Raw genomic sequence first — 6,913 nt, forward strand, 5'->3', positions numbered from 1 at the left:
GTCAAGTTTATCTATACATGCTTTTCAACATGTTACAACAAATTCTTGATGGCTTCTTCCATATTTGTCTTTTCCTCCACACGCAAGCTCAACTCGTTATTACGGTTAACCAGGAATGCAGTAGGCAACTGGGTTACGCCGTACAAGTTAAGATAGGTAGAATAAGGTCCTTGAGGATCACGTACACAAATCCAAGGAAGATTATCCGCAGCAGTCTTCCAGAAATGTTCGTCTGCATCCAAAGAAATCTGATAAATCACCAATCCCTGAGAAGCATATTTGTTATACAATTCACGCAAAGCCAGATTACGTGCTCCTGAAGCTGCTGAGGAATAGGCTGTAAAATCAATCAAGACTACCTTACCTTTCAAGTCTGTCAGGCGATGTGTCTTACCATTTAAATCTTTCAGTTCAATATCAATGATAGAAGTTTCTTGAATCTTGTCGGCTGGAAGTGTTACATCTTTCACCTGAGGTGTACGAGTATTCTTCATTCCCTTTATTACCATATTGTAAAGGTTGCGCGAACGATCTGCATGAGGATACAGATTATTCAGGCTAGTAGCAACCGCCGCAAAGCATTTCACATCTTCCTTACTCGTCAACGGATCAAAAATCATATAACCATTCAACTGTTGGAACAAAGCAAAATAAGCATATGCCTTGTTAGGAGCTGCAAAAATATAATTGCGTTTCACCTGATCTTTATATGCATTCACCAATGAGAACAAACTATCTTGGGCTACCCCAGCTGGAAGTCCAGACTGTCCCAGTTTATTCACCTGTTCCTGCAAATTAGTCTGAAGCAGTACCAGTTCCTTTATTTTTTTGTTATTTTCTGAACCCTCCACTTGATAAGCGGTAGCAAAGCCGGAATTATCGGCTTTTATCGTCACGGTCTCAGTAGAGTCAACAGAGAAATTAATAACCTGATTATCCAGGCGAAGCCGATAGAAATCAGGGGAATCCGGACGTGTACCCGAAAAGCGGAAAGTTCCGTCCTCATCCAATTTAACAGAATCGACCTGCACGATACCTTCCAGGCTGGTGTGTTCCAAATACAGCATCTTGTCGGCTGCACCCGACACCGTTCCTTCTACTTTAAAAGCAGGTTCATTATGACATGCCATCAGTCCGGCCGACAGCAATGCCGTTAACAGATAAGTATTTCTTCTCATACCTGATTTTCTTTAATCTCACATTTGTAAATTCAGGTTGCAAAGATACGGCTTTTCATGACGTCACAAAGTTTTTAAAAGATAAATCCACCATCAAACCGACGAAAACCGTTGTTTTTACGACAAATTATTGTATAAAAAGCACTTCATACTGAAACTTTTACATAAATACCCACTTTTATCCATAATAAAACATTATCTTTGTACGCTTTTTTAGATGAAATAATATTAAATCAATTTTTATGATCAATCCTATTGTTAAGACGATCGAGCTGAATGATGGAAGAACCATCACACTCGAAACGGGAAAGCTGGCAAAACAGGCAGATGGTGCTGTTATGCTACGCATGGGTAACACCATGTTGCTGGCTACTGTTTGTGCAGCAAAAGATGCAGTTCCCGGTACAGATTTTATGCCTCTCCAGGTAGAGTACAGAGAAAAATACTCCGCATTCGGACGTTTCCCCGGTGGCTTTACCAAACGTGAAGGAAAGGCTTCAGATTACGAAATCCTCACTTGCCGTCTGGTAGACCGCGCATTGCGCCCTTTGTTCCCGGACAATTACCATGCTGAAGTTTACGTAAATATCATACTTTATTCTGCAGATGGCGTAGATATGCCGGATGCACTGGCTGGTCTGGCTGCTTCTGCCGCACTGGCTGTTTCTGACATTCCGTTCGGAGGTCCGATTTCTGAAGTACGTGTAGCACGTATCGACGGTCAGTTTGTCATCAACCCGACATTCGAAGCATTGGAACGTGCTGACATGGACATCATGGTTGCCGCTACCTATGAAAACATCATGATGGTGGAAGGTGAAATGAAGGAAGTTTCTGAACAAGACCTGTTGGAAGCCATGAAGTTTGCTCACGAAGCAATCAAGGTTCACTGCAAGGCTCAGATGGAGCTGATGGAAGAAGTCGGCAAGACTGTAAAACGTGAATACTGTCACGAAGAAAATGACGAAGACCTGCGCAAAGCCGTACACGATGCTTGCTACGAAAAGGCATATGCGGTTGCAAAATCAGGCAACAAAAACAAACACGAAAGAGGAGATGCTTTCGATGCAATTTGCGAAGAATTCAAGGCTCAGTTCTCTGAAGAAGAACTGGAAGAAAAGGGTCCGATGATTGACCGCTACTATCACGACGTAGAAAAAGAAGCAATGCGTCGTTGTATCCTTGATGAAGGCAAACGTCTGGACGGTCGTGCTACTACAGAAATCCGTCCTATCTGGTGCGAAACCAGTCCGCTGCCAGGTCCTCACGGTTCTTCTATTTTTACTCGTGGTGAAACTCAGTCTTTGAGTACTGTTACACTAGGTACAAAGATGGACGAAAAAATTGTAGACGATGTACTCGACCAGCACAAAGAACGCTTCCTGCTTCATTACAACTTCCCTCCTTTCTCTACAGGAGAAGCAAAAGCACAGCGTGGCGTAGGGCGTCGTGAAATTGGTCACGGTCATCTGGCATGGCGTGCATTGAAAGGACAGATTCCGGCAGATTATCCTTACTGCGTACGCGTAGTTTCTGATATTCTGGAATCTAACGGTTCTTCTTCTATGGCTACAGTTTGTGCCGGAACATTGGCTTTGATGGATGCAGGTGTACCTATCAAGAAGCCGGTTTCAGGTATTGCGATGGGATTGATCAAAAATGCCGGTGAAGATAAATACGCTGTATTGTCAGATATTTTGGGCGACGAAGACCACCTGGGTGACATGGACTTCAAGGTTACAGGTACACGCGACGGTATCACAGCTACTCAGATGGATATCAAGTGTGACGGTCTGACTTACGATATTCTGGAAAAAGCATTGATGCAGGCTAAACAAGGACGTGAATACATCCTTGGCAAACTGACTGAATGTATTGCAGAACCTCGTGCAGAACTCAAGCCTCATGCTCCACGCATTGAAACTCTGACTATTCCGAAAGAATTCATCGGAGCTGTAATCGGCCCGGGCGGAAAGATTATCCAGGGTATGCAGGAAGAAACCGGTGCTACTATCACTATTGAAGAAGTAGACGGTGCAGGCCGCATCGAAATTGCAGGAACAAACAAGAAATGCATCGACGATGCAATGCGTATGATCAAGGCTATCGTAGCTGTTCCTGAAGTAGGTGAAGTATACACTGGTAAGGTTCGTTCTATCATGCCTTACGGTGCATTCGTAGAATTCCTGCCGGGAAAAGACGGATTGTTGCACATCTCTGAAATCGACTGGAAACGCTTTGAAACAATCGAAGAAACCGGATTGAAAGAAGGTGATGAAATTGAAGTGAAGCTGCTGGACATCGACCCGAAAACTGGTAAGTTCAAGCTGTCACACAAGGTATTGCTTCCGAAACCGGAAGGAATGACCGAAAATCATCCGAAACGCGAACGTCGTCCGCAGAATAACCACAAGGATAAAGAATAATCTACTTATATATCCTTTAACCCCAAAGGCTGCCCTTACCGGCAGCCTTTTTTATTTGACACCACCACACACAAAAAGATATTTTTAACATCCCTCCTGAACCATTCTGTTTTTATTTTCGTACTTTTGGGTAAATGAACTTTAAATAGCTATATTATGAACGCAAATCCTGTATTCAGTTTGCACATCCCGACCAAAATTTTGTTCGGATGCGGAGAGTTAAGAAAGTTGGCGACAGAAAAGTTACCCGGCAAGAAAGCCCTGATTGTCATCTCGTCAGGAACCTCCATGAAGAAATACGGCTACCTCGACAAAGTCGTTGAACTGTTGCAAGAAAACAATACGGAATCTGTTGTCTACGACAAGATTCTGCCCAACCCGATTAAATCTCATGTAATGGAAGCTGCTTCTGTCTGTCGTGAACAGAAATGTGATTTTATCGTCGGACTTGGCGGAGGAAGCAGCATTGACTCTGCGAAAGCCATTGCCGTCATGGCCTGCAACGACGGAGATTACTGGGATTACATCCCGGCAGGTAGCGGAAAAGGACGTCCAGTAACCAAGGCACTGCCTGTGATTGCCATTCCTACCACTGCAGGAACAGGTACGGAAGCCGACCCATGGAGTGTGATTACCAATGAAGAAGCAAAAGAAAAAATCGGCTTCGGAAGTACACTGACTTTCCCTGTACTTTCTATTATTGATCCGGAACTGATGGTTTCCATCCCTCCGCATCTTACCGCTTATCAGGGATTTGATGCCTTCTTCCATGCAGCCGAAGGTTTCTTAGCAAACTGCGCCACTCCTATCAGCGACTTGTATGCCCTTGAAGCCATTCGTTTATTGTACAAATACCTTCCGGTAGCCGTAAAAGACGGACGTAACCTCAAGGCACGCGCCAAAGTTGCATGGGCCAGCACATTGGCCGGACTAGTAGAAGCCACTTCCTGCTGCATTTCCGAACACTCAATGGAGCACGCCATGAGTGCCTTCCATCCGGAACTGCCGCACGGAGCCGGACTAATTGCCATCAGCGAAGCATATTTCGAAACATTCCGTAACGACTGCATGAAACGTTACATGAAAATGGCCGAAATCATGACTCAGCAAAAGAGTAACCGCCCCAGTGATTTTATTGATGCACTGGTACGCATGCAGAAAGAATGCAACGTATACCAATTGAAGTTGAGCGACTGGGGAGTGAAAGAAGAAGAACTTCCTCTCATGGTACAAAACGCACGCGACACCATGGGTTCATTGTTTACCCTCGACCCACGTCCGTTGACCGACGAAGAAGTGTTACAGATTTATCAGAAATCTTTCCGATAAATACCGGAGTCAGATATAAAAAAAGGAGGAATGTTTGTTCCTCCTTTTTTTATATCTCAGTTTTAAAACTTTTAAACCTGTGCCATAGCCTGTTCCAGGTCGGCAATAATATCGTTGACATTTTCAATGCCGACAGACAAGCGAATCAAATCAGGAGCTACTCCCGCTTCAATCAACTGTTCGTCTGTCAACTGACGATGTGTATGGCTGGCCGGATGCAACACACAAGTACGCGCATCTGCCACGTGAGTTACAATACAAGCCAGCTTCAGACTATCCATAAATTTGATAGCCTCTTCACGAGTTCCTTCCAAGCCGAAAGCAATCACGCCACAAGAACCGTTAGGCATATATTTCTGAGCCAGTTCATAATACTTGTTGCTCTTCAATCCGCAATAGTTTACCCATTTCACTTTCGGATTTGCTTCCAGCCATTCCGCTATTTTCTGCGCATTTTCACAATGACGCGGCACACGCAAATGCAATGTTTCCAGTCCCAGGTTCAACAGGAACGCATTCTCCGGTGACTGTATAGAACCCAAGTCGCGCATCAGCTGAGCAGTAGCCTTCGTCATATAAGCCATCTTTCCGAAAGCCTTTGTGTAAGTAAGTCCATGATAAGACTCATCAGGCTGTGTCAATCCCGGGAATTTGTCGGCATGTGCATCCCAGTCAAAATTACCGCTATCTACAATGGCACCTCCCACACAAGTGGCATGTCCATCCATGTATTTCGTAGTAGAATGTGTCACGATGTCTGCTCCCCATTCGAAAGGACGGCAGTTAATCGGAGTAGCAAAAGTATTATCCACAATCAAAGGCACTCCGTGTTTATGGGCAATACGGGCAAATTTCTCAATATCGAGCACATTGATACCCGGATTAGAGATTGTTTCTCCGAACAAACATTTAGTATTCGGACGGAAAGCCTTTTCTATTTCTTCTTCCGGAGCATCCGCATCAATAAAGGTACACTCAATACCCAGTTTCTTCATCGTTACAGCGAACAGATTGAATGTACCTCCATAAATGGTAGATGAGCAGACAAAATGGTCGCCTGCCTCGCAAATATTAAATACGGCATAGAAGTTAGCTGCCTGACCCGATGAAGTCAACATAGCTCCTACTCCTCCTTCCAATGCTGCAATCTTGGCAGCTACGGCATCATTCGTTGGGTTCTGCAAGCGAGTATAAAAATAACCGCTGTCTTCCAAATCGAAAAGACGAGCCATCTGTTCACTGGTATCATACTTAAACGTTGTACTTTGATAAATAGGCAATACACGAGGTTCTCCTTTTTTCGGAGTCCATCCAGCCTGTACACAAAGTGTCTCTTTGTTGAATTTCTGTTCCATCTTATATAATATTATTTATCTACAAATCATTCTGACGGACAAAAGTAAGAAATATTCCACCATTGATAGCAGATTTATGAAAAAAAGATGTACATTTGGCGAAAACTTAAAAGCATTACTATGAACGCAGAATTCCAATTCAAGCACGAAATCCCAGTACAAATCCGTTTCAGCGATGTAGACCAGTACGGTCACATGAATAATTCCGTGTATTTTTCGTTGTACGACCTGGCTAAAACATCCTATTTCCGCGATGTGTTTGGGGAAGAAGAACGCGACAAATTCAATGTAGTAGTAGTCAATATCAATGCAGACTTTTTAGCACCTGTATTCTTTTCTGACGAACTCATGATTGAAACGACTGTGATCCACCTCGGGCATAAGAGTTTAACCATGCTACAACGAGCCTTCAATAAGGCCAGCGGTGTATTGAAGTGCCAGTGCCGTACCGTATTGGTGGGATATGATATACTGACCAAAGAACCCATGGAAATTCCGATGGCATATAAACAAGCTATCTGTGATTATGAAGGAAAAACATTAAGCGAACTATCCCAGCCTATTCAATAAAAAAACTCTCCTACCGGTACGGACGGAGTTTATTTTATTTACTTAACTAATATTA

Annotated in this window: 5 protein-coding genes; 3 read left to right on the top strand and 2 right to left on the bottom strand. The window is 43.7% G+C overall.

Annotation, left to right across the window (positions count from 1 at the left end; translation table 11 throughout):
* Window positions 1-32: 32 nt before the first annotated feature.
* Window positions 33-1,178, bottom strand: coding sequence for a TlpA disulfide reductase family protein (locus BACPLE_RS06005; protein WP_007559851.1), 1,146 nt, complete (start codon window positions 1,176-1,178; stop codon window positions 33-35).
* A 242-nt stretch (window positions 1,179-1,420) separates the two neighbouring features.
* Here BACPLE_RS06005 and pnp point away from each other — a divergent pair, with 242 nt between their 5' ends.
* The gene (pnp, locus tag BACPLE_RS06010) at window positions 1,421-3,604 is read left to right on the top strand and encodes a polyribonucleotide nucleotidyltransferase (RefSeq protein WP_007559853.1); all 2,184 of its coding nucleotides are present in this window, start codon (window positions 1,421-1,423) and stop codon (window positions 3,602-3,604) included.
* Between the two features lie 156 nt (window positions 3,605-3,760).
* On the top strand, window positions 3,761-4,933 hold the full coding sequence (locus tag BACPLE_RS06015) for an iron-containing alcohol dehydrogenase (protein ID WP_007559855.1): 1,173 nt from the start codon (window positions 3,761-3,763) through the stop codon (window positions 4,931-4,933).
* Window positions 4,934-5,004: 71 nt separating this feature from the next.
* On the opposite strand, the gene BACPLE_RS06020 is transcribed toward BACPLE_RS06015, so the two are convergent.
* Window positions 5,005-6,288, bottom strand: a complete 1,284-nt coding sequence (locus BACPLE_RS06020; protein WP_007559857.1) for an O-acetylhomoserine aminocarboxypropyltransferase/cysteine synthase family protein — start codon at window positions 6,286-6,288, stop codon at window positions 5,005-5,007.
* Between the two features lie 120 nt (window positions 6,289-6,408).
* Between BACPLE_RS06020 and BACPLE_RS06025 the strand changes: the two genes are divergently transcribed.
* Window positions 6,409-6,858 (top strand): acyl-CoA thioesterase, encoded by a 450-nt coding sequence (locus BACPLE_RS06025; protein ID WP_040312501.1) that lies wholly within the window; start codon window positions 6,409-6,411, stop codon window positions 6,856-6,858.
* Window positions 6,859-6,913: the final 55 nt, after the last annotated feature.

The sequence above is a fragment of the Phocaeicola plebeius DSM 17135 genome (genome assembly GCF_000187895.1).
Lineage (GTDB): Bacteria > Bacteroidota > Bacteroidia > Bacteroidales > Bacteroidaceae > Phocaeicola > Phocaeicola plebeius.